General features: G+C 77.9%; 22 protein-coding genes and 1 riboswitch. Of the genes, 11 read left to right on the forward strand and 11 right to left on the reverse strand.

What is annotated here, in order from left to right:
* Window positions 1-63: 63 nt before the first annotated feature.
* From BLS82_RS07090 to thiM, 4 genes are all read right to left on the reverse strand, one after another.
* Window positions 64-825 (reverse strand): thiaminase II/PqqC family protein, encoded by a 762-nt coding sequence (locus BLS82_RS07090; RefSeq protein ID WP_092864942.1) that lies wholly within the window; start codon window positions 823-825, stop codon window positions 64-66.
* The gene (gene thiD / locus BLS82_RS07095; RefSeq protein ID WP_092863357.1) at window positions 822-1,640 is read right to left on the reverse strand and encodes a bifunctional hydroxymethylpyrimidine kinase/phosphomethylpyrimidine kinase; all 819 of its coding nucleotides are present in this window, start codon (window positions 1,638-1,640) and stop codon (window positions 822-824) included. Before thiD ends, BLS82_RS07090 begins: the two co-directional genes overlap by 4 nt.
* A complete protein-coding gene (gene thiE, locus BLS82_RS07100; RefSeq protein ID WP_092863360.1) occupies window positions 1,637-2,305 on the reverse strand; it encodes a thiamine phosphate synthase in 669 nt (222 codons plus the stop codon). Before thiE ends, thiD begins: the two co-directional genes overlap by 4 nt.
* Window positions 2,302-3,165 carry a hydroxyethylthiazole kinase gene (gene thiM, locus BLS82_RS07105; RefSeq protein ID WP_092863363.1) on the reverse strand — a complete coding sequence of 288 codons (864 nt, stop codon included), beginning with the start codon at window positions 3,163-3,165 and terminating at the stop codon, window positions 2,302-2,304. The genes thiE and thiM overlap by 4 nt, the downstream gene beginning before the upstream one ends.
* Window positions 3,158-3,250, reverse strand: a riboswitch (TPP riboswitch). It overlaps the preceding gene by 8 nt.
* Window positions 3,251-3,372: 122 nt before the next feature.
* Here thiM and BLS82_RS07110 point away from each other — a divergent pair.
* Window positions 3,373-4,350 (forward strand): aldo/keto reductase, encoded by a 978-nt coding sequence (locus tag BLS82_RS07110; protein ID WP_092863366.1) that lies wholly within the window; start codon window positions 3,373-3,375, stop codon window positions 4,348-4,350.
* 23 nt (window positions 4,351-4,373) lie between these two features.
* A complete protein-coding gene (locus tag BLS82_RS07115) occupies window positions 4,374-4,589 on the forward strand; it encodes an RNA-binding S4 domain-containing protein (protein ID WP_092863369.1) in 216 nt (71 codons plus the stop codon).
* An 18-nt stretch (window positions 4,590-4,607) separates the two neighbouring features.
* On the opposite strand, the gene BLS82_RS15645 is transcribed toward BLS82_RS07115, so the two are convergent.
* From BLS82_RS15645 to BLS82_RS07130, 3 genes are all read right to left on the reverse strand, one after another.
* A complete protein-coding gene (locus BLS82_RS15645) occupies window positions 4,608-5,693 on the reverse strand; it encodes a hypothetical protein (protein ID WP_176818976.1) in 1,086 nt (361 codons plus the stop codon).
* 118 nt (window positions 5,694-5,811) lie between these two features.
* Window positions 5,812-6,861 (reverse strand): aldo/keto reductase, encoded by a 1,050-nt coding sequence (locus BLS82_RS07125; RefSeq protein WP_092863372.1) that lies wholly within the window; start codon window positions 6,859-6,861, stop codon window positions 5,812-5,814.
* A 118-nt stretch (window positions 6,862-6,979) separates the two neighbouring features.
* Window positions 6,980-9,058, reverse strand: a complete 2,079-nt coding sequence (locus tag BLS82_RS07130; protein ID WP_092863375.1) for a RecQ family ATP-dependent DNA helicase — start codon at window positions 9,056-9,058, stop codon at window positions 6,980-6,982.
* 186 nt (window positions 9,059-9,244) lie between these two features.
* On the opposite strand from BLS82_RS07130, the gene BLS82_RS07135 reads away from it, so the two are divergent.
* Window positions 9,245-9,766 (forward strand): Lsr2 family DNA-binding protein, encoded by a 522-nt coding sequence (locus BLS82_RS07135; RefSeq protein WP_176818977.1) that lies wholly within the window; start codon window positions 9,245-9,247, stop codon window positions 9,764-9,766.
* A 106-nt stretch (window positions 9,767-9,872) separates the two neighbouring features.
* A complete protein-coding gene (locus BLS82_RS07140) occupies window positions 9,873-10,403 on the forward strand; it encodes a hypothetical protein (RefSeq protein ID WP_092863381.1) in 531 nt (176 codons plus the stop codon).
* A gap of 21 nt (window positions 10,404-10,424) precedes the next feature.
* Here BLS82_RS07140 and BLS82_RS07145 read toward each other — a convergent pair whose 3' ends face one another.
* Entirely contained in the window at window positions 10,425-12,647 is a 2,223-nt protein-coding gene (locus tag BLS82_RS07145) for a S9 family peptidase (protein WP_092863384.1), read from the reverse strand.
* Window positions 12,648-12,754: 107 nt separating this feature from the next.
* Here BLS82_RS07145 and BLS82_RS07150 point away from each other — a divergent pair, with 107 nt between their 5' ends.
* From BLS82_RS07150 to trxA, 3 genes are all read left to right on the forward strand, one after another.
* Window positions 12,755-13,402, forward strand: coding sequence for a TetR/AcrR family transcriptional regulator (locus tag BLS82_RS07150; RefSeq protein WP_092863387.1), 648 nt, complete (start codon window positions 12,755-12,757; stop codon window positions 13,400-13,402).
* Complete coding sequence (locus tag BLS82_RS07155; RefSeq protein ID WP_092863390.1) at window positions 13,399-14,631, forward strand: epoxide hydrolase family protein; 1,233 nt, start codon at window positions 13,399-13,401, stop codon at window positions 14,629-14,631. The genes BLS82_RS07150 and BLS82_RS07155 overlap by 4 nt, the downstream gene beginning before the upstream one ends.
* Before the next feature lie 125 nt (window positions 14,632-14,756).
* On the forward strand, window positions 14,757-15,128 hold the full coding sequence (gene trxA, locus BLS82_RS07160; protein ID WP_092863393.1) for a thioredoxin: 372 nt from the start codon (window positions 14,757-14,759) through the stop codon (window positions 15,126-15,128).
* Between the two features lie 19 nt (window positions 15,129-15,147).
* Here the strand turns inward: trxA and BLS82_RS07165 are convergent, their stop codons facing one another.
* Together BLS82_RS07165 and BLS82_RS07170 are read right to left on the reverse strand one after the other, a co-directional pair.
* Window positions 15,148-17,406, reverse strand: coding sequence for a SpoIIE family protein phosphatase (locus tag BLS82_RS07165; protein ID WP_176818978.1), 2,259 nt, complete (start codon window positions 17,404-17,406; stop codon window positions 15,148-15,150).
* Complete coding sequence (locus BLS82_RS07170; RefSeq protein ID WP_092863398.1) at window positions 17,403-17,744, reverse strand: STAS domain-containing protein; 342 nt, start codon at window positions 17,742-17,744, stop codon at window positions 17,403-17,405. Before BLS82_RS07170 ends, BLS82_RS07165 begins: the two co-directional genes overlap by 4 nt.
* Before the next feature lie 77 nt (window positions 17,745-17,821).
* On the opposite strand from BLS82_RS07170, the gene BLS82_RS07175 reads away from it, so the two are divergent.
* The gene (locus tag BLS82_RS07175; RefSeq protein WP_176818979.1) at window positions 17,822-18,358 is read left to right on the forward strand and encodes an ATP-binding protein; all 537 of its coding nucleotides are present in this window, start codon (window positions 17,822-17,824) and stop codon (window positions 18,356-18,358) included.
* 118 nt (window positions 18,359-18,476) lie between these two features.
* Here BLS82_RS07175 and BLS82_RS07180 read toward each other — a convergent pair whose 3' ends face one another.
* Complete coding sequence (locus BLS82_RS07180) at window positions 18,477-18,914, reverse strand: OsmC family protein (RefSeq protein WP_092863404.1); 438 nt, start codon at window positions 18,912-18,914, stop codon at window positions 18,477-18,479.
* A gap of 174 nt (window positions 18,915-19,088) precedes the next feature.
* On the opposite strand from BLS82_RS07180, the gene BLS82_RS07185 reads away from it, so the two are divergent.
* The 3 genes from BLS82_RS07185 to BLS82_RS07195 all read left to right on the forward strand — a co-directional run bounded on the left by BLS82_RS07185 (window position 19,089) and on the right by BLS82_RS07195 (window position 24,039).
* Entirely contained in the window at window positions 19,089-21,182 is a 2,094-nt protein-coding gene (locus tag BLS82_RS07185; RefSeq protein ID WP_092864945.1) for a M3 family metallopeptidase, read from the forward strand.
* Between the two features lie 101 nt (window positions 21,183-21,283).
* Window positions 21,284-23,050 carry a GAF domain-containing protein gene (locus tag BLS82_RS07190; protein ID WP_176818980.1) on the forward strand — a complete coding sequence of 589 codons (1,767 nt, stop codon included), beginning with the start codon at window positions 21,284-21,286 and terminating at the stop codon, window positions 23,048-23,050.
* A gap of 128 nt (window positions 23,051-23,178) precedes the next feature.
* Complete coding sequence (locus BLS82_RS07195; protein ID WP_092863410.1) at window positions 23,179-24,039, forward strand: class II fructose-bisphosphate aldolase; 861 nt, start codon at window positions 23,179-23,181, stop codon at window positions 24,037-24,039.
* Window positions 24,040-24,041 lie beyond the last annotated feature (2 nt).

A 24,041-nucleotide genomic window follows, 5' to 3' on the forward strand; every position in this document is an offset into this window, starting at 1 on the left:
TCCCAGCCCTGTCCCAGCCCTGTCCCAGCCCGCGTCCCGGTGCGCGCCGGAGCCGCGGTGCCGTCAGGCGCCGGCGGCCCCGCCGTCCTCGCCGATCGCGCCGTCGCCGTCCCGGTCGTCCAGGGGCCACCGCTCGCGCGCGTGGGCGGCCGCCCAGAAGGCGTGCTCGAACGCCACGGCGGTGCGGAACGCCTCGTGCATGGCCGGGACCAGCGTCGGCTGCGCGAGCGCGGCGTCGTCCACGAGCGCCCGGGCCCGCGCCGTCGCGCCCTGGAACTCCTCGGCGTCGTAGGCGGCGACCCAGCGGGCGTAGGGGTGCTCCCCGGCCGCGGCGGCCGTCGCGGCCGCGGCCAGGCGCCGTGCGACGTCGGCGTAGACCCAGAAGCAGGGCAGGACGGCGGCCGCGGCCACCGCGTAGGGCGCGGTGGCGGCCGCGGCGACCAGGTAGCAGGTGTAGCCCAGGCACGTCGGCGACGGCCGGGGTGACGACCGTGACGGCGCCGCGGTGGGGTCTGCGGCGGGGTCCGCGGCTGCCGGGTCGAGCAGCGCCCCGGAGAGCAGGTCCTCGTGCAGGGCGGCCTCGACCACCCCCGTGGTGTGCGCCGAGCGCGCCCAGAAGCCCGCCGCGGCGGTGTCCGGGGCCCGGGCCGCCAGCAGCGCCAGCGCCCGCGCGTACCCGGCCAGGTACAGGGCGTCCTGCTCCAGGTAGTGGCGGAACGCGGCCGGGTCGAGGGAGCCGTCGGCGAGCTCCCTCAGGAAGGCCAGGTCGTCGATCGCCGCCCGCAGGCCGCTGGTGCGCTCCCACGCCTGCTCGCTGAAGCTCACCGCCACCACCGCGCCAGGGTGTGCACCGGCCCGTGCCCGGACCCGACGCCCAGGTCGGCGCCGGCCAGGAGCGCCTCGTGCAGGTGGTCGCGGGCGTCCTCGACGATGCGGTACCAGGCCTGCTCGTCCTGCCCGGGACGGCGCGTCGCGGCGAGCGCGGTGAGCGCCGCCGCGAGCGCGCAGCCCGTGCCGTGGGTGTTCGACGTCGCCACGCGCGGGCGGGTGACGAGCGCGGTGCCCTGCGCCGTGGCCAGGACGTCGACGCTGTGCTCGCCGCCGAGGTGCCCGCCCTTGAGCAGCACCGCGCGCGGGCCCAGGGCGCGCAGCGCGTGCGCCTGCTCGAGCAGCTCGTCGGTGCTCGCGGCGGGAGCCCGCTCCAGCAGGACCGCCGCCTCCGGCGCGTTGGGCGTGAGCACGTCCGCCAGCGGCAGCAGCTCCTCGCGCACGGCGTCGACGGCGCCGGCGTCGAGGAGGCGGTCCCCGCTCGTGGCGACCATGACCGGGTCGACGACCAGCGCGCCGACGTCGCGCGCGCGGAGCACCTGCGCCACCGCCCGCACCACCTCCGCGGTGGCGAGCATGCCGGTCTTCGCGGCGTGCACCGCCACGTCGTCGAGGAGGGTCTCCAGCTGCTGGCGCACGAAGTCGGCCGGGACCACGTGCACCCCGCTCACCCCGCGGGTGCTCTGGGCGGTCAGCGCCGTCAGCACGGCCGTGCCGTAGGCGCCGAGCGCGCTGAAGGTCTTCAGGTCCGCCTGGATCCCGGCCCCGCCGCTGGGGTCGCTGCCGGCGACGCTCAGCGCGACGGCGGTCACGGCAGCAGCCGCGCCGCGGCGGCGCGCGGGTCGGCGGCGGCGGCCACGGCGGAGACGACGCAGATCCCATCGACGCCGGTGGCGCGCACGGCGGGGGCGCGCTCGGCGTCGACGCCGCCGATGGCGACCGTGGCCACGCCGGCGCGGCGGGCGGGCGCGACGAGCGCGCGCAGCCCGTCCAGGCCCAGCGGCGCCGCGGCGTCGGGCTTGGTGGGGGTCGCCCACACCGGCCCCAGGCCCCAGTAGTCCACCGTGCCGGGCGGCAGGTCCGCCGCCGCGGCCGCCTCCGCCGCGCTGCCCACCGACAGGCCCACGAGGCGCTGCGGCCCGAGCAGGGCGCGCACCTCCTCGGCCGGCAGGTCCGACTGCCCCACGTGCACGCCGTCCGCGCCGGCCAGCACCGCGACGTCCACGGCGTCGTCGACGAGCACGGCCACGGACGGGTGGTCCGCCAGCGCGTCGCGGACGGCGCGCACGAGCGCCAGCAGGTCGCGGGCCGAGGCGCGCTTGTCGCGCACCTGCACCGCGCTCGCGCCTCCCGCGGCGGCGGCGCGGACGACGTCCGGCACCGCGCGCGGCGCGCTCAGGGCGGTGTCGGTGACCAGGTACAGCGTCGGGTCGAGCGGGCGCCGCCCGGCGGCGGCCCCCGCGGCGACGGCGCTCACCGCCCACCCGCCGGGCTCTCGTGCGCCGCCAGCTCCCCGGCCGAGAGGTCGGCGGCGGCCAGCTGCGCGCCGTCCACCGCGTCCAGCGCGTCGAGCCAGGCGGCCGCGAACGTGCCCGGGCCCCCGCACACCGCGGCGGCCCGCTCGGCGGCGAGCGCGACGTGGGCGGAGGCGGCGCTCGCCGCGACGAGGCGGTCGGGGACGATCGCGGCGTACGCGGCGACCAGGGCGCCGAGCGCGCACCCGGCGCCCGTGGTGCGGGTGAGCAGCACGTGCCCGCCGCCGACCCGGACGACGCGGCGGCCGTCGGTGAGGACGTCGACCGCGCCGCTGACGGCGACCGCCCCACCGGTGCGCCGCGCCAGCGCCGCGGCGCCCGCGAGGGCCTCCTCGGGGGAGGAGGTGCTGTCGACGCCGCGCCCGCCCGCCCCGGACCCGGCCAGGGCGAGCACCTCCGAGGCGTTGCCGCGCACCACGGCCGGGCGGTGCGCGAGCAGCTCGCCCGCCAGCTGCGTGCGCCACGGCAGCGGCCCGACGGCCACCGGGTCGAGCACCCACGGGGTGGCGTGCTCGGCGGCCGCGGCGGTGGCCAGGCGCATCGCCTCGGCGGTGCGGGCGCTGACGGTGCCGACGTTGACGAGCACGGCCGAGGCCGCGGCGGCGAAGCCCGCCGCCTCGTGCGGGTCGTCGACCATGGCGGGCGAGGCCCCGGCGGCCAGCAGCGCGTTGGCGGTCAGGGCCTGCACCACGGTGTTGGTCAGGCACTGCACGAGCGGGCCGTCGCGGCGCAGCCGCTCGCGCGCCGCGGCGACGTCGTCGCGCAGGGTGGACGGATCGCGTGGTGCCGCAATGGCGCTCATGCCGTGACATCCCTCCGCCAGCATGACCTGGACAGGTTCGACGGGTGTGATCTCAGCCCCGGGCGGGGCACCCCGTGTCACTTCGCCGCCGACCGTAGCAGCGCGCTGCCGGGGGCGCCACGGCGTCCCGGCCGCGGTGGCGGCGCGGGTGCGCCCCGTGCTCGGATGGCGCCGGGGGCACGAGCCCCGGGAGCAGGGAGGTGCGCCGTGGAGCACGTGAGGCTGGGCGGGTCCGGGCTGGAGGTCTCGCGCCTCTGCCTGGGGTGCATGAGCTACGGCGACCCCCAGCGCGGCACCCACCCGTGGACCCTGCCCGAGGAGGAGGCCCGCCCCTTCGTCCGACGGGCGCTGGAGCTGGGCGTCACGTTCTTCGACACCGCGAACGTGTACTCGGCCGGCAGCAGCGAGGAGATCCTCGGGCGGGCGCTGAAGGACTTCGCGGCCTCCCGCGAGGAGGTCGTGATCGCCACGAAGGTCCACGGGCGGATGCGGCCGGGCCCCAACGGCGCCGGGCTCTCCCGCGCGGCGATCATGACCGAGATCGACGCCAGCCTGCGCCGCCTCGGCACCGACCACGTCGACCTGTACCAGGTCCACCGCTGGGACCCGCTGACGCCGATCGAGGAGACCCTCGAGGCGCTGCACGACGTCGTCAGGGCCGGCAAGGCCCGCTACCTCGGGGCCTCCTCCATGTGGGCGTGGCAGTTCTCCAAGGCCCTGCACACCGCCGAGCTGCGCGGCTGGACCCGGTTCGTGAGCATGCAGGACCACTACAACCTGCTCCAGCGCGAGGAGGAGCGGGAGATGCTGCCGCTGTGCGCGGACCAGGGCGTCGGCGTCCTGCCCTGGAGCCCGCTCGCCCGCGGCCGCCTGACCCGCGACTGGGACGAGCGCACCGAGCGCTCGCAGACCGACGCCTTCGGGCGCGACCTCTACGACACCTCCGCCTCGGACCGCGCGATCGCCGAGCGCGTCGCGCAGGTGGCCGAGCAGCGCGGGGTGCCGCGCGCGCAGGTCGCGCTGGCGTGGGTGGCCTCGCGGCCGCAGGTCACCGCGCCGATCGTCGGCGCCACGAAGCTGCACCACCTCGAGGACGCCGTGGCGGCGCTGTCGCTGCGGCTGTCCGAGGAGGAGGTCACCCTGCTCGAGGAGCCGTACGCGCCGCACCCCGTCGCCGGGTTCTGACGCGCGAGGACGGGCGCGCGAGGATGGGCGGCGTGGACGAGGTGCGCATCCGCGAGGACGTCATCCGGCTCGGCCAGCTGCTGAAGCTGGCCGGGGCCGTCGACTCCGGCGCGGACGTCAAGCCGCTGCTGGACAGCGGCGCCGTCACCGTCAACGGCGAGGTCGAGACCCGGCGCGGGCGGCAGGTCCGCCGCGGGGACGTCGTCGCGGTGGACGGCGACCCCCGTCGCGTCGTCTGAGCGCCCCGGCCGGGGCGCTCAGAAGGTGCGGGTGAGGCCGCCGCTGATCGCGCGCAGGTCGATCTGCGCGACGGTGCCGTCGGCACCGCGGCGCTCCACGCGCGGCGGCAGGCCGGAGCCGGTGCGGGTGCCGGTGCGGCCGGTGCGGCCGGTGCGGGTGCCGCGGCGCTCCGCCGCGTCCCCGTCGGCACCCGAGCGCGAGCGCGACCGGCACGCGAGCGCGGTCAGCGCGACGCCGACGCCGTCCTCGAGCAGCCCCGCGGGCACGAGGCCCAGGCGCTCGCTCGCCCACCGGCGCCACGCGATGCCGCCGTAGGTGCCCAGCGCCGAGCCCGCCGCGCCGGCGACCAGGGGCAGGGCGCCGTTGCGCCCGTCCCGGCGGGCCAGCGCCGCGGCGCCGACGGCACCGGACGTCGTGCGCAGCGCCACCGACGGCGGCAGCGTGCGGTCGGGGGTGACCGGCAGCTTGTCCGCGGTCACCTCGGCGGCCGCCGCGAGCAGCACCGCACCCCGCGACACGCCGCGGGTGGCGCCGGTGAGCACGGGGCCGGCGACGCCGAGGGTGCTGCGCAGCCCCGAGGCGACGCCGAGGGCGGTGGAGCGGAGCAGCAGCCCGGGGCCCGCGGCGCGCCGGCGGCGGTCGCCCCGGTCGAGCAGGTCGAGGGTGGCGTGCGCGGCGACGCCGTAGGACAGGTGCGAGGCGCTGTCGAGCAGCCAGTCCGAGCCCGACCAGCGGCGCGGGTCGGTGACCCCGAGCAGCGTCATGGGCACGTCGGTGGCGGCCATGGCGGCGGCGCCGGTCACGAGCGGCCCGAGGGGCCCGGGGAAGCGGATGCCCGCCGAGCGGGCGACGCTGGCGAGGACGCCGACGGCGAGCCCGTTGGTGTACCCGCTGAGCTCGCCGAGGGCTCCCAGGCGGTTGCGCCGCTCGTCGCCCCTGCTGGTCACCCGGGTGCCGGTGGCGCGGGCGAGGACCTCGACCGTCTGCGCGGGCGCGCTGCTCGCGTCCCGGCCGCGCACGGCCATGTCGAGGTAGGTGACGGCGTTGAGGGCCGTGGTGCCGACCGCGCCCGCGGCCAGCCCGCGCCTGATCGCTCCGCTCATGCCCCCACGGTCGCGGCCCCCGCGGCGTCCGGCAACCGGGACGCGACGGGGGCCGCGGCCGCCGCGGAAGCGGTCCGCGGCGACGGGGTCAGCGGCGACGGGGTCAGCGGCGGCGGGGTCAGCGGCGGCGGGGTCCGCGGCCGCCCTCGACGGGGCGGCTGCGCTGCTGCACGCCCGGCCCGCCGTACGGGTAGTCCGCGGGCGCCGGGTCGCTGGCGGCGTCCAGGGCCGCGGTCTCCTCGGCGCCCAGGTGCAGGCCGGCGGCGCCGAGGTTGTCCTGCAGCTGCTCCAGGGTGCGGGCGCCGAGGATCACGGAGGTCACCGAGGGCCGGTCGACGAGCCAGGCCAGGGCCACCTGCGACATCGGCACCCCGCGGGCGTCCGCGATGCTCCGCACGGCGTCGATCACGTCCCAGGTGCGCTGCTGCACCGAGCGGCGGCCGTAGGCCTCGACGCCGCGCTCCGGGTCCTCGCCCAGGCGGGTGGCGCCGGTCGGGCGCTCCTCGCGGGTGTACTTGCCCGTCAGCCAGCCCCCGCCCAGCGGCGACCACGGCAGCAGGCCGAGGCCGGCGTCCAGGCAGGACGGCACGACCTCCCACTCGACCTCGCGGACCAGGAGGTTGTACTGCGGCTGCAGCGTCACGGGCGCGGACAGCCCCAGCTCGCGGGCCACGGCGACGGCCTTCTGCACCTGCCAGCCGGTGTAGTTCGACAGGCCCACGTAGCGGACCTTGCCCGCCCGCACCGCGTCGTCGAGGGTGGAGAGGGTCTCCTCCAGCGGCGTCAGCGGGTCCCAGGAGTGCACCTGGTACTCGTCGACCTCGTCGACCCCGAGGCGGCGCAGGGACGCGTCCAGCGCCCGCTGCAGGTGGCGCCGGGACAGGCCGACGTCGTTGGGGCCCTCGCCCATCGGGAAGCGGCCCTTGGTGGCGAGCACCACGGAGTCGCGCACCTCGGCCGGCCGGGCGGCCAGCCAGCGGCCGATGATCTCCTCCGACGTGCCGGCGGTGTAGACGTCGGCGGTGTCGACCAGCGTGCCGCCGGCCTCGACGAAGGCGTCGAGCTGGGCGTGGCTGCCCGCCTCGTCGGTCTCCGCGCCGAACGTCATCGTGCCGAGCGCGTACGTCGAGACGGCGCACCCGCTGCTGCCCAGGGTCCTGTGCTCCACGCCTCCCATCCTGCCGCGACCTCCCGGGCGCGCCAGCCCAGACCCGCTCGCGCAGGACGCCGGTTCGGACCCGCTCGCGCAGGACGCCGGTTCGGACCCGCTCGCGCAGGACGCCGGCTCAGACCTGCTTGTGCAGGACCAGGGGGTGCACCGAGCCGGAGCCGGCCTCGCGCAGCAGCGCGGCGGCCACCGCGAGGGTCCACCCGGACCGGCTGGTGTCGTCCAGCAGCAGCACCGGCCCCTGCGGCACGGGAGCGGCCAGCGACAGGCGCGCCAGCGCGGCGGTGGCGGCCGCCGTGCTCGTGGCGGCGGCGTCCTGGCGGGGCCCGTCGGGGTCGGCCGCCAGCACGGGCACCACCTGCAGGCGCCCCAGCGCCCCGAGGCGCTCGGCGAGGTCGCGCAGCAGCGCGCCGTGCCGGCGGGAGGGCACCCACGTCACCCACGTCGGGCGCCCGGCGGGCCAGCCCCAGCGCGCGAGGGTGCGCACCAGGCCGTCGAGGACCTCCTGCGGCACGGGCTCGTCCGCGCGCAGGGCGGCCGTGACGGCCTCCCCCCACGCCGGGTCCTCCGCGAGCGCGAGCGCCCGGCCGGGCTCGGCGCGCTGGTCGAGAGGGATCCGCCCGCGCCGCGGGGCCCCCGACGGCCACATCCGCCGCGGCTCGAGCACGGTGACCTGCGAGCGCAGGTGCGCCAGGGCGGCGGCGACCGAGCCCGGCTGCGGGGAGGCGCCGGGGGGCGGCAGGGAGCCGGTGCACACCGAGCAGCGGCCGCAGTCCTGCGCCTGCGGGTCGTCGAGGGCCTCGCGCAGCGTGCGCATCAGGCACCGGGCGCCGCAGAGGTAGGAGCGCATGACGTCCTGCTCCGCGCGGCGGGCCGCGGCCACGCCGGCGATCCGCTCGGCGTCGTAGCGCCACGGCGCCCCCGTCGCGCGCCAGCCGCCCTCGGCGCGCTCGACGGCGCCGTCGACGTCGAGGACCTTCAGCAGCGCCTCCAGCCGCCCGCGGCGCAGCCCGCTCTCGACCTCCAGCACGGGCAGGCTCATCGGGGCGGGGGCGGCGGCGAGCACGTCGAGCACGCGGCGCACCACCGGCTCGGGCGGGAACGCGGTGGAGTCGAAGTACGCCCAGATCCGCTCGTCGGCGGCCGTGGGCAGCAGGACGCCCACCGCGCCGTCCAGGGCCCGCCCGGCCCGGCCGACGTGCTGGTAGTAGGCGACCGGGGACGAGGGCGCGCCGAGGTGGAGCACGAACGACAGGCGCGGGTGGTCGTAGCCCATGCCGAGCGAGGACGTGGCGACCAGGGCCCGCAGCGACCCCTCGAGCAGCGCGCGCTCCAGGCGCTCGCGCTCGGCCGGCTCGGTCGCCGAGGAGTAGGCCGCCACCGAGTGCCCCCGGGCGGTGAGGAACTCGGCGAGCCGCGTCGTCTCGGCGACGGTGAGGGTGTAGACGATCCCGCTGCCCGGCTGCGCGGCCACCGCCTCGGCGATCCACGCGTACGCGGTCGCGACGTCGGGGGTGGGCACGACCGCGAGCGCGAGGCCCTCCCGCTCCAGCGGGCCGCGCAGGGTCAGGGTGTCCTCGCCGAGCTGCGCCGCGACGTCCGCGCTGACCCGCGCGTTGGCGGTGGCGGTGGTCGCCAGGACGGGCGTGCCCTCGGGCAGCCCCTGCAGCACCGTGGCGATGCGCCGGTAGTCGGGGCGGAAGTCGTGGCCCCAGTCGGAGATGCAGTGCGCCTCGTCGACGACGAGCAGCCCCAGCCGCGGGGCCAGGTGCGGCAGCACGCGGGCGCGGAAGCCGGCGGAGTTCAGCCGCTCGGGGGAGACGAGCAGGACGTCCACGTCGTCGGCGGCCAGGCGCGCCTCGACCGCCGGCCACTCCTCGAGGTTGGCCGAGTTGATCGTGACCGCGCGCAGGCCCGAGCGCTCGGCGGCCGCGACCTGGTCGCGCATGAGCGCCAGCAGGGGCGAGACGACGAGGGTGGGGCCCCCGCCGGCGGCCCGGCGCAGCGCGGTCGCGACCCAGTACACCGCGGACTTGCCCCACCCGGTGCGCTGGACGACGACGACGCGCCGCCGCTGCGCCACCAGGGCCTCCACCGCCGTCCACTGGTCCTCGCGCAGCTGCGCCGCGGGCCCGGCCAGGGCGCGCAGGTGCTGCTCGGCGGCCTCGCGCAGGCCGGCGGTCGGGGCGGTGCTCATGAGCGGATCACGGGGACCATCGTGCCGCGGCGCCCCGACAGCGCTCCGCCGTCCGGGGCCGGCGCCGGCGGCGCAGGACGCCGCGAACCGCCCCGAGCCGGGCCGAGCCGGGCCGAGCCGGGGCGATCAGGACGACTCCGGCGCGCCTCCCGCGCCGCCGCGGCGCCGGCTGGTACTCCTGGGCGGGTGCGACTCCTCGACGTCCTGCGCCGGCTCGTCCCGCCGCGACCGGCCGCCGCCCCCGCGTGGGCGGCCCCGCCGGTGTGGACGGCCGTGCCGGCCCGCGCCGGCGCGAGCGGCACCGCTCCGACGACGGCGGCGCTCGCGGCGGTGGCCCCGGCGGCCTCGTGGGTGCCGACGCCCCGGCCCGCCGCCCGCCCGGCCCCCGAGCCCGCGCCCGCCGTCGGCCCGGTGCCCGCAGCTCCAGCGCTTGCCGCCGCTCCGGCGCCTCCCGCGGCCGCGCCGGCGCCCACCGCGGTGGTGCGGGCGTGGGCTCGGCAGAACGGCTTCGCCGTCAACGACAGGGGCCGGCTGTCCAACGCCGTCGTGGCCGCCTTCGCCGCCGCCCACGACACCGCCGCCCACGACACCGCCGCCCACGACACCGCCGCCCACGACACCGCCGCCCACGACACCGCCGCCCACGACACCGCCGCCCACGACACCGCGCACGACACCGCCGCGCCCGACGCCGCCGCGGTCCCGTGACGGGCGGGGGCGGACGACCTGGCCGATTCGCCGGACGCCGCCCGCTGCTCACCCCTAGCGTTCCGACGACGCCGGAGAGGAGCTCCGGCCGGAACGAGGGACGGTCATGGCGACCAGGCAGGTGCTCCACCAAGCGGTCCTCCCGGCACGGCGCGGGGCGGCTCCCGCCGGCCCCGTGCTCGACCTGACCGCCGCCGGCCCGGCAGCCGGCTGGGTGGCGCCCTCGGCGTCCGCCGCGGGCCGCGCCGCCGAGGAGGCGCCGCGAGGGCCGCACGCCTCGGTGCCGCACCTGACCGAGTGGCGTCCTGGAGGGGTCTCGCGGCGGCTGCGCACCGCGCAGGTGCTCGTGGTCGGCGTCCTCGCCGCGGCCGCCGGGGCGGGCATCGCCTCGGGGGAGTCCGAGGAGCTGGCGGTGGCCCGGGACGGCGCCCGCGCGGCGCAGGTCGCCGAGCAGGAGGCGTCGGCGCGCGCGCAGGAGGGCTGGGCGGCCGCGGACGCGGCCCGCGCGGACCTGCAGCGCGCCACCGCCGCGCAGGCCGCCGCCGAGGCCCGGGCCACCGAGGCGGAGCAGCGCCTGGCCGCCGCGCAGGCCGCTCCCGCGAAGACGTCCGCGAAGTCGGGCGCCGGCCGGGGCTGACCCGGGGCGCTCGGACCCGGCTCAGGCCGGCCGGCCGCCGTCCGCGGCGGGCCCGTCGAGCGGGGCGCCGTCGAGCGGGGCGCCGGCGAGCCCGAGCACGTCGAGCACCCACGCGTACTCGTACGCGCGCTCGCGCCACGCCTCGTAGCGCCCGCTGCGCCCGCCGTGGCCGCCGTCGACCTCCGTCTTCAGCAGCACCTGCGGCGCCCCGCCGCCGACCTCGCGCAGCCGCGCCACCCACTTGGCGGGCTCGACGTAGAGCACCCGCGTGTCGTGCAGGCTCGTCGTGGCGAGGATCGGCGGGTACGGGCGCGCGGCGACGTTCTCGTAGGGCGAGTACGTCTTCATCGCCGCGTACACCGCGGGGTCGCGCAGCGGGTCCCCCCACTCCTCCTGCTCGGTCACCGTCAGCGGCAGCGACTCGTCGAGCATGGTGGTCAGCGGGTCCACGAACGGCACGGCCGCGAGGATCCCGGCGAAGTCGGACGGCGCGAGGTTCGCCACGGCGCCCACGAGCAGCCCTCCGGCGCTGCCGCCCATGGCCGCGAGCCGGGAGGGGTCGATCCAGCCGGCGCGCCCGAGGTGCTCGGCGACGGCGACGAAGTCGGTGAAGGTGTTCGGCTTCGCCAGGCCCTTGCCGTCCTGGTACCAGTGCCGCCCGAGCTCCCCGCCCCCGCGCACGTGCGCGACCGCGAAGACGACGCCGCGGTCGAGCAGCGAGAGGCGCGAGGGGCTGAAGACGGGGTCGGTGCTGTGCTCGTAGGCGCCGTAGCCGTACAGCAGGCCGGGCGCCGTGCCGTCGCGAGGGGTGCCGGCGCGCACGACGACCGAGACCGGCACGCGGGTCCCGTCCGGCGCGCTCGCCCAGTCGCGGTGCTCCTCGTAGTCGGCGGGGTCGTAGCCGCCGAGCACGGGCATCCGCTTGCGCACGAGGACCTCGCCGTCGGCGACGCGCAGGTCCACGACCGCGGGCGGGACGACGAAGGAGCCGTGCTCCAGGCGCAGCAGCGGCGCGGCGAAGGACCGGTTCGAGGACACCGCCGTGCTCGACAGCTCCTCGGCGAAGGCGACCTCCCGCGGGGCGCCGAGCCCGTCCGGGCCCACGGGGAGCACCGCGACGCGGGGCAGGGCCTCGCGCCGGTAGGAGAGGGCGACGAAGTCCGCGAAGGCGTCCACGTCGTCCAGTCGCGTACCGGGGGAGTGCTCGACGACGGTGCGCCAGCGCTCGGGGGCGGGGTCGTCGGCGTCGACGACGGCGAGCGCGAAGTCCTCGGCGCCCTCGTCGTGCAGCACCAGCAGCACGTCCCGGCCGCCGACGACGGCGTGGTCGACGGCGTACTCCACGCCCTCGCGGCGCGCGGCCACCAGGCGGGGCTCGCCCTCCGGGGCGCCGGCGTCGAGCAGGTGCACCTCGGTGGTGGTCTTGGACTCGGCGCTGATCACCAGGTACCGGTCGCTGCGGGTGCGTCCCACGCCGAGCCAGAACCGCTCGTCGGGCTCCTCGTGCACGACCGCGTCCTCGGCCACCGGCGTGCCGACGCGGTGGCGCACGACGCGGTGCGGGCGCCAGGAGGCGTCGACGGTGACGTACAGGACGGTCCGCGAGTCCGCCGCCCAGGTCGCGCCGTAGAAGACGCCCGGCACCTCGTCGGGCAGGTCCGCCCCCGTGGCCAGGTCGCGCACCCGCAGGGTGAAGCGCTCGTCGCCCGTGGTGTCCACCGACCACGCCAGGAGCCGACCGTCGGGGCTGACGGCCGCGGCGCCCAGGGCGAAGAAGGCGTGCCCGTCCGCCTGCGCGTCGCCGTCGAGCATCACCCGCTCCCCGGGCGGGGGAGCCCCGTCCTCGGTCGAGGGCGGGGTCCAGTCGTCGGGCGCGGTCACCGGGCAGCGGCACAGCAGCGGGTGCTGCCCGCCCTGCACGGTGCGCGTGTAGTACCACCAGTCGCCCTCGCGCACGGGCACCGACAGGTCGCTCTCCTGCGTGCGGGAGCGGATCTCCTCGAACAGCGTCCCGCGCAGCCCCTGCAGGTGGGCGGTGCGCGCGGCCGCGTAGGCGTTCTCGGCGTCCAGGTGGGCGTGCACGGCCGGGTCCTGCGCGTCCCGCAGCCACTCGTAGGGGTCGACGACGACGTCGCCGTGGTGCACGCGCTCGGTCGGCACCCGCTGCGCGACGGGCGGGGCGACGGGCGGGGCGCCGGCCGGCTCGACGGCCGCTGCCGCGGGGGAGGGGGCGGTCTCGCTCACGCGGGCGAGCCTAGGGCGCGTCCTGGCGGTCCTCCGGGGCGCCCGAGGGCGGGTGGCGGGGCGGCGCCGGCTCGACCGGGACCGAGGTGAACGACACCGTTTCGTACATGACGACCACGGACGCCGGCGTCGCCCGCTCCCCGCGGGGACGGGCCCGGGAGGAGGCCATCCTGGCCGCGGCCGTCGAGCTGGTCAGCGAGGTCGGGTACGAGCGGCTCACCTGCGACGCCATCGCCGCCCGGGCCCGCGCCTCCAAGGCGACGATCTACCGCCGGTGGTCCGGCAAGGCCGAGCTGGTCGCCGACGCGCTGCGCCGCCAGGCCCAGGGCGACGGCCCGATCGCCCTCCCGGACACCGGCAGCCTGCGCGGGGACCTCCTGGCCGCCGTGCGGGCGACCGCCCGGGCCGTCACGGGCACCGGCGACCTCGCCGGCCCCTCCCTGCTCGGCCTGGTCGAGGCCGTGCGCGACGACCCGGTGCTGCGCGCCCAGGTGCGCTCGCAGATCGAGGACGGCAGCGCCCGGGTCGGCCGGGACGTCTGCGCCCGCGCCGCCGCCCGCGGCGAGCTCCTCACCCACGTCGAGGGCGGCCCCGTGGTGGTGGTGGCCGTCGCCCACGTGCTCCTGACGACGCTGCTGCACGGCGCGCCACCCACCGACGGCGAACGAGCCGCGCTGGTCGACACCGTGCTGCTGCCCCTGCTGGGCGCCTCCCCGCGCCCCTCCCCTTCCTCGTCCCGAGGGGACCACCGATGACCCAGCACACCGCCGACCCGCTCACCGGCCAGCCCGACGGGCGGGCCTCCGAGCGGGTCGCGCCCTTCCACCTGGCCGTGCCCGAGGAGCAGCTGGCCGATCTGCGCCGGCGCCTGGCCGCCACCCGCTGGCCCGACCGCGAGACCGTTCCCGGCACCAGCCAGGGCCCGCAGCTGGCCGAGGTCCAGGCCCTGGTCCGGCGCTGGGCCACCGGCTACGACTGGCGCCCCGCCGAGGCCCTGCTGAACGGCCTGGGGCAGTCCACCACCACCATCGACGGCCCGGACGTCCACTTCCTGCACGTCCGCTCACCCCTCCCCGGCGCCCTGCCGCTGGTGATGACCCACGGCTGGCCCGGCTCGGTGCTGGAGTTCCGCAAGGTCGTCGGACCCCTGACCGACCCCGTCGCCTCCGGCGGCAGCGCCGACGACGCCTTCGACCTGGTCATCCCCTCCCTGCCCGGGTTCGGCTTCTCCGGCAGGCCCACCACGACCGGCTGGGACCTGTGCCGCACCGCCCGGGCGTGGATCACCCTGATGCACCGGCTCGGCCACGCCCGGTGGGGCGCCCAGGGCGGCGACCTCGGCGCCGGGATCACCGAGGAGATGGCCGCCATCACCACGGCCGGCGACGCGGCGGCCACCACCCCCACCGGGCTGGTCGGCATCCACCTGAACACGGCGATGTCCTCCCCCACCCCCGAGGAGGTGGCGCAGGCCACCGCCGAGGAGGCGGTGATGCTGCAGGAGGCGGCCTACTACTGGCAGGAGCTGTCCGGGTACGCCAAGGTGCAGTCCACCCGCCCGCAGACCATCGGCTACTCCCTGGCCGACTTCCCGGCCGGCCTCGCCGCGTGGCTGTACGCGATGTTCCAGGACGTCGGCGGCTCGCGCGGGAACGCCGAGGCCGCCTTCGACGTCGACGAGATGATCGACGACATCATGCTGTACTGGCTGCCGAACACCGGCGCCTCCGCGGCGCGGATGTACTGGGAGATGACCCGGGCCCGCTGGTCGCCCGCCGCCCGCGTCGAGGCGCCGGTCGCGGTGCCCACCGGGATCACCGTCATGCCGGGCGAGTACGTGCGCACGTCCCGCCGCTGGGCCGAGCGCCGCTACAGCGACCTCGTCCACTTCGACCAGCTCCCCGCCGGCGGGCACCTCGCCGCCCTGGAGCAGCCGGACGCCCTCGTCGAGGAGGTGCGCACCACCTTCCGCGGGCTGCGCTGAGACCGTGACGGACGAGGAGGCCCGCTCCGGCCACGAGCGGCGGGGCGGGCATGCCGCGCGCCGCCGCGTCGTTGAGGAACGTCGTCGAGGAACGCAGCACCCGTCGTCCCCTCCAGGAGGAGCGCATGGCCACCGTCACCGCCACCACCGACACCTTCGAGCAGCTCGTCGTCGACCACGACGTCGTCCTCGTGGACTGGTGGGCCACCTGGTGCGGCCCGTGCCGCCAGTTCGGCCCGGTCTTCGAGCGCGCCTCCGAGGCGCACCCGGACGTCACCTTCGCCAAGGTCGACACGGACGCCGAGCAGGCGCTCGCGGCGCAGGCCGGCATCACGTCGATCCCGACGCTCATGGCCTTCCGCGAGGGCGTGCTCGTCTTCTCCCAGCCGGGCGCGCTGCCCGCTCCCGCCCTCGAGCAGGTCATCACGGCCGTGAAGGACCTGGACATGGACGACGTGCGGGCGCGCCTGGCCGAGCGCGAGGCGCAGCAGGGCTGAGCCGCCGGCCGTGCTGGCGCTAGCGCACCGAGCGCAGCGCCAGCACGGTCGTGTCGTCCGCGTGCGCCGAGACCGTGCCGACGAGGCGCTCGCAGTAGGCGTCGAGGTCGTCCGAGGGCGCGGCGACGGCGTCCAGGAGGCGGGCGATCCGCTCGTCCCAGGAGCCGCTGCGCTCCTCGACGAGCCCGTCGCTGTAGAGCAGGAGCAGCTCGCCCGGGTCAAGGTGCAGGCGCGCGGAGGCGTAGTCCACGCCCGCCACGAGCCCCAGCGCCGGCCCGCGGGCCTCCTCCTCGAGCAGGCCCGTGCCGCCGGCGCCGAGGCGCACGAGCGGGGGGTGCCCGGCGTTCGCGACGTCCACCGCACCGGTGCCGGGGTCGAGGACGGCGACGACCGCCGTCGCCAGCTCCCCCGGCAGCAGGGAGACCACGAGGTCGTTGAGGCGGCTGAGCGCCTGGCCCGGGTCCTCCGTGCTCAGCAGGTAGGCGCGCAGGCCGTTGCGCATCTGCGCCGAGATCGCGGAGACGGCCAGCCCGTGCCCCGCGACGTCGCCCAGCGCGATCGCGACGCGCCCGCTGGCGAGCGGGATGACGTCGTACCAGTCGCCGCCGACGACGTCGTCGCTGTGCGGGGAGTAGCGCACCGCGACGTCGACCTGGGGCAGGTCGGGCAGCCGCTCGAGGAGCAGCGTCTGCTGCAGGGCGGTGGCCAGGCGGCTGGTGCGCTCGACCTCGCGCAGCAGGGAGTCCGACAGGTGGCGCGCGAACGCGGTGGCCACCTCCACCTCGTGCGGCGCCCACGGCGTCGCGGTGCGGCGCACCAGCTCGCTCCACGCCGCGAACGACGCCCGCGGGCTCAGCCGCGGCCCGTCCTCGCCGTCGACGACGACCTCGCCCGAGCGCGGGTCCCCGCCCCAGGTGACCTCCCGCAGCACCTCGGGGCGGAACCAGGCGACCAGGTCCCCGGGCCGCCCGCCGGCCAGCGGGGCCGCCAGCACGCCGCTGGCCGCAGCGCTCAGGCCGGCCAGCTCCGGCACCGCCTCGGCCAGGGCGGAGGTGACCAGCCCCTCGGGGCCCAGCCGCTCGGCCAGGGCGAGCACGTCCGCGGCGTCCGGGGTCGAGCCGAGCAGCCGCAGCTCCCCGTGCAGGCGCACCGCCGCGCCGCCGCACGGCACGAGGTCGGCGAGCGTGGTCTCCTCGCGCGTCAGGGCCTCCAGCGGCAGGTCCGGGCGGGCGGCGAGCAGCTCGGTCAGGCGCGAGCGCACGGCCGCGGACGCGAGGACGGCCTCGTAGGAGTCGCGCCGCTGCACCGTCGGCAGCAGCAGCGAGGCCGTGCGGCCGAGGAACTCGGCGGCCGAGCGCACGGGCTGGGCGGGCCGGTGCGCCCCGGCGCAGTGGTGGCACGCGACGAGCCCCCACAGCCGCCCCTCGTGCAGCAGGGAGATCGACATGGACGCCGCGACGCCCATGTTCCGCAGGTACTGCAGGTGCACGGGCGAGACGCTGCGCAGCCCCGCCTGCGAGAGGTCCAGCGGCGCCCCGGTGCCCGGGTGCAGCGGGGGCACGAGCGGGGCCGGGAGGTACTCGACGTCGGCGATGATCCTCAGCCACTGCGTCGCGTACAGCGCGCGGGCCTGGGCGGGGATGTCCGAGGCGGGGTAGTGCAGGCCGAGGAAGGGCTCGAGGTCCTCGCGGCGGTCCTCGGCGACCACCTCGCCGTTCCAGGCGTCGTCGAAGCGGTAGACCATGACGCGGTCGAAGCCGGTCAGGCGGCGCACCTCGCTCGCCAGCACCTCGCAGAGCCGGGCCGCCGACGTCGCCTCCTGCAGGCGGCGCAGCGCCACGGGCAGCAGGTGGTGCCACGGGGCCTCGTGCGCGCCGTCCGCCGCCGGCTCCAGCTCGAGGACGACGAGGTCCTCGCTGCGGTGGGCGAGGACGTCCACGGCCGCGCCCGTCGGCGTCGCCACGGCCCGGGGGGAGGCCGCCACGTCGTCCGCGCCGCTCGCGACGGCCCGCGCGAGCGGGACGGCGTCCGGCAGCAGGTCCGCCAGCGCGGCGCCGAGCAGGTCGGGCGCCGGCCGCCCCACGAGGCGCTCGGCGCCGGTGGAGGCGACCGCGACGGCGAGGTCGTCCGGGCGCAGCGCCAGCAGCACGCCGTGCGGCTGGACGCTGCCCGGCACCCGGATCGGTTCGGTGTCGCAGGCGCGCGCCGCCCGGGCGGCGACGTCGTCGGGGACGGCGCCCCCCGGCGTCCCCCCTCCCCGGTCCGTCAGGTCCGTCACGCCCGCAGCGCCTCGTCGAGGGTGTCCACCACGGGCACGACCACTGCCAGGCCGACGTGGTCGACCACGCGGCGCGGGATGCGCGCGGACGGCGGGCACACCAGCGCCACGGCGGCGCCCGCCCGCGCGCCCGCGCGGGCCACCAGGCCCACCGCGCGGGCGCCGGTGGAGTCGAGGAACGTGCAGGTGCTCAGGTCGACGACGAGCGGGCACCCGGTGCTCAGGGCGTCGTGGGCCGCCGCGTCGAGGTGCGGCGCGGTGGCGACGTCGAGCTCGCCCGTGACGCGCAGGACGGTGCGGTCGCCGACCCGGTGCGACTGCACGGCGAAGTCCTGCACGGAGCTCCCGGTGTGCCAAAGTGGTGGAGGCCTGGTGGCGTGTCATCATCGCACCTGACGGATGCGGAGGTGACGCGGTGGAGCTGGCCTACGGCCTCCGGCTGCCGACGGACGTGCGGTACGTCTCCCTCGTGCGGCGGCTGCTGGTGACCACGCTCGAGGAGCTGCTGGTGGAGGCCGACTGCGTCGGCGACGTCGCCCTCGCGATCACCGAGGCGTGCGCGAACGTGGTCAAGCACGCCGGCAGCCTCGAGGACTTCGAGATCGCCGTGCAGCTGGACGGCACCGTCTGCCGCATCACGGTCGTCGACCACGGCGTCGGCTACCGCGGGCCGGGCGCGCAGGACGGCGGCGCCACCACCGGCCCGGCCGGCACCGGCACTGCGGCCGACCCCGGGTCCGGCTCCTCCGCAGGCGCCGAGGCCGCCGCCGCGGCGGACGCGCTCGAGGACGCGGACCTGCCGGACGCGGACCCGCTCACGCACGGGCGCGGCATCGGCCTGATGGAGCTGCTGGTGGACCAGCTGCACTTCGTGCCCGACGTGGACGGCACCACGCTGGTGCTCGTCAAGAACCTGCGGGTGCAGCCGGGCTCGATCCTCCTGGCCGCCTGAGCCCCTCGGCCCGACGCCCCTCGACGCGGGCACGGCCCCTCGACGCAGCGCAGCCCCCGGCGGGTGCCGGGGGCTGCGCCGCGACTGCATCCAGGCTCGATCCAGGCCCGGGCGCGGCTCAGTCGAGCGCGGCGTCCAGGGTCATGTCGACCGCCTTGAGCGCCTTGCTGACCGGGCACGAGACCTTGGCCTCCTGCGCGGCCTTCTCGAAGCCGGCGGCGTCGAGCCCGTCGACCTCGCCGCGCACCTTCAGCGCGATGCCGGTGATCTGGAAGCCGCCGGCCGGGTCCGGGCCCAGCGAGACGTCCGCGCTGACCTCCAGGTGCTGCGGGGTGCCGCCGGCCTGGCCGATCAGCGCCGACAGCTGCATGGCGAAGCAGGAGGAGTGCGCGGCGGCGATGAGCTCCTCGGGGCTGGTGACGCCCTCGGCGTCGTCGGCCGCGCGGCGGGGGAAGGAGACGTGGTACGTCCCCACACCGGAGCTGGTGAGCTCGACCTGGCCCGAGCCCTCCTGCAGGGTCCCGTTCCACGCGGTGCGGGCGGTCCTCGTCGGCATGGTGCTCCTCTCGACGGCGGCCCCCCGGGCGGGAGCCGCTCCTCGGCGAGCCTGTCCCGCGGATCGGTCGCGCGCAACTCATCCTCGGCGCGGCGCCGCGCGGGGTGCCGCGGCCCGTGCCGCGGCGCCGGCTCACCCTGCCGCAGCGGGAGGACCGGGTCTAGCGTGCCGCAGGTGCTCGCGCCGACGAACCCCTACGCCACGCCCAGCGACCTGCCGCACCAGCTGCCGCCGTTCGACCGGATCCGGGTCGAGCACCACCGCCCCGCGCTGGAGGCCGGCATGGCCGAGCAGCGCGCCGAGGTGGAGGCGATCGCCACCGACCCGGCCGAGCCGACCTTCGCGAACACCGTCGAGGCGCTCGAGCGCTCCGGGCGGCTGCTCGCGCGGGCGGCGAACACCTTCTTCAACCTCACCAGCTCGGTCTCCAGCGAGCAGCTGCGCGCGGTCGAGAGCGAGGTCGCGCCCCTGCTGGCGGCGCACTCGGACGCCATCCACCTCGACCCGCGCCTGTTCGCGCGCATCGACGCCGTGCGCGCCCGGGCGGCCGGTGACGCTGCAGGGCTGGACGCCGAGCAGCGCGCCGTCCTGGAGCGCTACCACACCGACTTCGTGCGCGCCGGCGCCGCGCTGGGGCCCGAGGAGCAGCAGCGGCTGCGCGCGCTGAACGAGGAGCTGTCGGCGCTGACGACGGCGTTCGGCACGCACCTGCTGGAGGAGACCAACGCGCTCGCGGTGCTCGTGGAGGACGCCGCCGCCCTCGACGGCCTCTCGCCGCAGGAGGTCTCCGCCGCCGCGCAGGCCGCCCGCGCCCGCGGGCACGAGGGCGGCCACCTGCTGCCGCTGGCCCTGCCGACGGCCCAGCCGGTGCTGGCCTCCCTGCGCGACCGGGACCTGCGCGAGCGCGTGCACACCGCGTCGGTGACGCGCGGCGCGCGCGGCGGGGAGCACGACACGCGCGCCCTCGTGGTGCGGATCGCGGCGCTGCGCGCGCAGCGGTCGGCCCTGCTGGGCTTTCCTGCGCACGCCGACTGGGTGGTCGCGGACCAGACCGCGGGCTCGCGCGAGACGGTCATGACGATGCTGACCTCGCTGGTGCCGGCGGCGACGTCCAACGCGCGCGGGGAGCAGGCGGAGCTCACGGCCGCCCTGCACGCCGACGGCCACACCGGCCCGCTGCGCCCGTGGGACTGGGCGCACTACGCCGAGCGCGTGCGCCGCGAGCGGTTCGCGGTGGACGCCGCGGCGCTGCGCCCGTACTTCCCGCTCGACGCCGTCCTGACCGACGGCGTCTTCTGGGCGGCGCAGCAGCTGTACGGGCTGGAGCTGACCGAGCGCACGGACCTGCCCGTCCCGCACCCCGACGTGCGGGTGTGGGAGGTGCGCGACGAGGACGGGCGCGAGCGGGGCCTGTTCCTCGGCGACTTCTTCGCCCGCGAGTCCAAGCGCGGCGGAGCGTGGATGAGCACCTACGTCGACCAGTCGCACCTGCTGGGCACCCTGCCCGTCGTCGTCGTCACCCTCAACGTCCCCCCGCCCGCGCCCGGGGAGCCGGCGCTGCTGAGCGTCGACGAGGTCGACACCGCCTTCCACGAGTTCGGGCACGCGCTGCACGGGCTGCTCTCCGACGTCCGCCACCCGCGCCTGTCGGGGACCACCGTGCCGCGCGACTTCGTCGAGTACCCCTCGCAGGTCAACGAGTTCTGGGCCTGGGAGCCGGTCGTGCTCGCCCGCTACGCCCGCCACCACGCCACGGGCGAGGCGCTGCCGGGCGAGCAGGTGGAGCGGCTGCGGGCGGCGCAGTCGTACGGGCAGGGGCACGCGACCACGGAGATCCTCGCCGCGATGCTGCTCGACCAGGCCTGGCACCAGCTCGACCCGGCGGAGGAGGTGGCGGTGCAGGACGTGGAGGCGTTCGAGGCGGCGGCCCTGGAGCGGTTCGGCGTCGCGCTCGAGGCCGTGCCACCGCGCTACCGCAGCACCTACTTCAACCACGTCTTCGGCGGCGGCTACAGCGCCGGGTACTACTCCTACCTGTGGAGCGAGGTGCTCGACGCCGACACGGTCGAGTGGTTCCGCGAGCACGGCGGGCTGCGCCGCGCCAACGGCGCCGCCTTCGCCGCCGCGCTGCTCTCGCGCGGCGGCACGGTGGACCCGATGGCCGCCTACGCGGCCTTCCGCGGTCGCGGCCCGCGCATCGAGCCGCTGCTGGAGCGCCGCGGCCTGACGGGCGCCGAGATGACGCTGCCGGAGGACGAGGCCGGCTGAGGCACGGGGCGAGCCGGCGGAGGAGGCGAGCCGGCGGACGGGGCGCGAGGCGGGCGGCGTGGGGCAGGATGTGCCGACCGACACGACGACGTGGAGGACGGATGGCGGCAGCGTGCGAGCGCGCGGCGCAGGCGCAGGCGCTGGCCGACCTGGCCGAGGGCCTGGCGGGGGAGTTCTCGCTGCGACCCCTGCTGGAGCGGGTGCTGCGCTCGGCCGTGGCCCTGCTGGGCTGCTCGGACGGCTCGATCAGCCTGGTCGACCACAGCAGCGGCACCTACCGCAAGGAGGCGGACGTCGGGGTGGCCTGCCAGTCGGGCCGCTCCTTCCCGCTGGTGGAGGGCCTGACCGGTGAGGTGGTGCGCGCCGGCGGGCCCGTCGTCGTCGACGACTACCGGCAGGTGCGCGGCGGGCACCTGCACCCCGCCGACCGCGCGCGCCTGCACGCCGCCGTCGGCGTCCCGGTGCGCTGGGGGCCCGCCGTGCTCGGGGCCGTCGTCGTCTTCTCCGCCGACCCGGCGCGGCGCTTCCGGCCGGCGGACGTGGAGCTGCTGAGCCTGTTCGCCCGCCACGCCGCCATCGCGATCACCAACGCCCGCCTGCACGCCGTCGCGGCCGAGCGGGGGTGGGCGGAGGCCGCGGCGCGCGAGCGGGAGCGCTCGGCGCGGCAGGTGCAGGAGCGCCTCAGCCGCCAGCTGGCCACCCTCCTCGTGCACCTCGAGCGCGCCGCGGGCGACGGCGGCGCGGACGGCGGCGCGGACGGCGGCGCGGACGGCGGCGCGGACGGCGGCGCGGACGGCCCGCGGGAGGCGCTGGGCGCGGCCGCGGCGGTCGCGCGCTCGGCGCTGGCGATCGCCCGCTCCGCCGGCGCGCAGCCCGACGACCTCCCGGAGGGGCTGACGCTGCACGACGCGGTCGCGGCGGAGGTCGCGTGGGCGCGGACGGCGGCGGGCCTGGACGGCCGCCTCGTCGTCGCCGGCCAGGTGCGGGCGCCCGACGCGGAGGTCGCCGGCCACCTGCTGCGCGCGACCCGCTGCGCCGTGGTGCGCGCCGTGGCCCGCAGCCGCGCCGCCGTGCTGCGCGTGGGGCTGGTGCACGGCGCGGAGGGCGTCGTGCTGCTGGTCGAGGACGACGGCAGCGGGGAGGCCGGCGACGACGGCCTCGCGCGGGTCGTCGCGCGCACCCGGGCGCTCGGCGGCGCGGCGGAGCTGACCACGACGCCGGGGTGGGGCACCACCCTGCGCGTGCAGCTGCCGTACCGGCTGGCGGGGGAGCACCGCCCGGCGCGCACCGGCGTCCTCGTCGTCGACGGGCGGCCCGCGGTGCGCAGCGGGCTCGCCGCGCTGATCGGCCAGGGCGGCCCCGCCGTGCGCGTGCTCGGCGACGTCGGGCGCGCCGGCGACGTCCCGGACGCCGTGCGGCTGCTGCGCCCGGACGTCGTCGTCCTCGGCGACCGGCTGGCCGACGCCGCCCCCGCCCAGGTGGTGGCGGCCCTGCTGGAGCAGGACCCGCGGGCCGCGGTCGTCCTCGTCGAGGAGCCGGCCGGGGCCGCCGTGCCCGTGGCGGGGCTGCGCGGGCGCGTCAGCGCCGAGGCCACCGGCCCGGAGCTGGTGCAGGCGGTGGTGCGGGCGGCCGACGCGCCGTCCGCCGCCGCGGCGCCGGCCGGCGGCGACGGACGGGCCCCGACCCCGCGCGAGCTGGAGGTGCTGCACCTGCTCGAGCGCGGCTGCTCGGACCGGCGGATCGCCGAGGAGCTCGTCATCTCCCGCAAGACGGTGGAGAAGCACGTCGGCGCGCTGCTGCGCAAGCACGGCGTGCACAGCCGCGCCGCGCTCGTCGCCCAGCGCAGCCGCCTGCTCCTGCCCGGGTGAGCGGGGGTGGGATCCCCCACCCGCAGATGGGGGATCCGCCCGATCCGCGCCCGGTCCGCGCCCGCCTAGCGTGCAGGGGTCCTGTCCGCCCGCGCCGGCTCCGGCGCGCCCGCAGCCCCGGAGGCCCCGTGCCGGTCGTGCCGCTGAAGGAGATCGTCGACGCCGCGTTCGCGGAGCGCTACGGCGTCCCTGCGATCAACGTCGTCAACGACCTCACCCTCGAGGGCGTCCTCGCCGGGGCCGTGCAGGCCCGCTCGCCGCTGATCGTGCAGACGTCGGTGAAGACGGTGCGCGCGATCGGCTCCGATGTGCTCATCGCGACGTGGAAGGCCATGACGGCGGGCATCGAGGTGCCGGTCAGCCTCCACCTGGACCACTGCCCGGACCGCGCGGTGATCAGCGAGTGCCTGGCCAAGGGCTGGAACTCGGTGCTCTTCGACGCCCACGAGCTGCCCGTGGAGGAGAACCAGCGCCAGACCGTCGAGGTCGTCGCCGAGGCCCGCCGGTACGGGGCGAGCGTGGAGGGCGAGATCGAGGGGATCACCGGGATCGAGGACGGCGTCGGCTCCGACGAGGCGTCCGCGCGCCAGACCGTGGAGGTCCAGGTCGGCTTCGTCCGCGCCACCGGCGTGGACGTCTTCGCCCCGGCCATCGGCAACGCGCACGGGGAGTACAGGAGCGCGCCGGTGCTGGACGTCGACCGGGTCAGCGACATCGTGGCCCAGGTGCCGGTGCCGATCGCCCTGCACGGCGGCACGGGCCTGAGCGACGAGGCGTTCACGGACCTGATCGCCCGCGGCTGCGCGAAGGTCAACATCTCCACGGCGTTGAAGACGACGTTCATGCGCTCCTCGCTGGCGAACCTGCGCGCGGCCGAGGAGAAGGGCACGTGGGACCCGCCCACCCTGTTCAGCGCCGTCCAGCAGGACGTCGTCGACCTGACCACCGGCCTGGCGCGCATCTTCGGCAGCGCCGGCAGGGCGGCCTGAGC

The organism is Quadrisphaera sp. DSM 44207 (assembly GCF_900101335.1).
Classification (GTDB): domain Bacteria; phylum Actinomycetota; class Actinomycetes; order Actinomycetales; family Quadrisphaeraceae; genus DSM-44207.

Bases quoted from the DNA above. Each gene is read 5' to 3' on its own strand.
- BLS82_RS07140 (WP_092863381.1), top strand. From the start codon at position 9,873: ATGGCGACCAGGCAGGTGCTCCACCAAGCGGTCCTCCCGGCACGGCGC.
- BLS82_RS07150 (WP_092863387.1), top strand. From the start codon at position 12,755: ATGACGACCACGGACGCCGGCGTCGCCCGCTCCCCGCGGGGACGGGCC.
- thiM (WP_092863363.1), bottom strand. From the start codon at position 3,165: ATGAGCGCCATTGCGGCACCACGCGATCCGTCCACCCTGCGCGACGAC.
- BLS82_RS07190 (WP_176818980.1), top strand. From the start codon at position 21,284: ATGGCGGCAGCGTGCGAGCGCGCGGCGCAGGCGCAGGCGCTGGCCGAC.
- BLS82_RS07130 (WP_092863375.1), bottom strand. From the start codon at position 9,058: ATGAGCACCGCCCCGACCGCCGGCCTGCGCGAGGCCGCCGAGCAGCAC.
- BLS82_RS07115 (WP_092863369.1), top strand. From the start codon at position 4,374: ATGGGCGGCGTGGACGAGGTGCGCATCCGCGAGGACGTCATCCGGCTC.
- BLS82_RS07155 (WP_092863390.1), top strand. From the start codon at position 13,399: ATGACCCAGCACACCGCCGACCCGCTCACCGGCCAGCCCGACGGGCGG.
- trxA (WP_092863393.1), top strand. From the start codon at position 14,757: ATGGCCACCGTCACCGCCACCACCGACACCTTCGAGCAGCTCGTCGTC.
- BLS82_RS15645 (WP_176818976.1), bottom strand. From the start codon at position 5,693: ATGAGCGGAGCGATCAGGCGCGGGCTGGCCGCGGGCGCGGTCGGCACC.
- BLS82_RS07180 (WP_092863404.1), bottom strand. From the start codon at position 18,914: ATGCCGACGAGGACCGCCCGCACCGCGTGGAACGGGACCCTGCAGGAG.